Annotated in this window: 1 protein-coding gene; it reads left to right on the top strand. The window is 37.7% G+C overall.

The features are described from left to right. Positions 1-236 (top strand): PLP-dependent transferase (locus IQR33_RS04820; RefSeq protein WP_193843557.1); only part of this gene is annotated, 236 nt, incomplete at its 5' end. Between the last annotated feature and the right edge of the window lie 258 nt (positions 237-494).

Here is a 494-nt window from a genome sequence, read left to right as displayed (position 1 = left end):
TTGATGGTATGAAACACTTCAGTATGGGTTACTCTTGGGGCGGTTATGAAAGCCTCATTCTAGCTAACGAACCTAAGAGCTTTAACAGCCTGAGAACCATAGCTCACCCATACTTTGAAGGTACTTTGGTTCGTATTCATATTGGCTTAGAAGACGTAAATGACTTGATCGCTGATTTAGAGGCTGGTTTTGCGCGTTATAACGCCTTAATGCTTGAAAAAGAAGTCTCCCTATAACAATGATTGAATCGCCCTGCATTGCGGGGCGTTTTTATAAACCCCTGACTTAATTAGAATTAACTAACATTCGCCCGAACCATTAATTGATGTTAATCATTTGTGTTGTTTTTCAATTGAGCAGTCACAGAATGAAATAATGTGCCACAAATAGGCTTTCCAAATTTAGAGTTTCTCTCCTACTTTTTATCATTCATAAGAGGTCATACCACAAGGAGATAGTTTTGAAACTCAAATTTATAGCGCTAATGCTTTTTA

Source organism: Vibrio sp. OPT46, from assembly GCF_015163535.1.
GTDB classification, from domain to species: Bacteria; Pseudomonadota; Gammaproteobacteria; order Enterobacterales; family Vibrionaceae; genus Vibrio; species Vibrio alginolyticus.
This window is presented reverse-complemented; position numbering and strand designations above follow the sequence as displayed.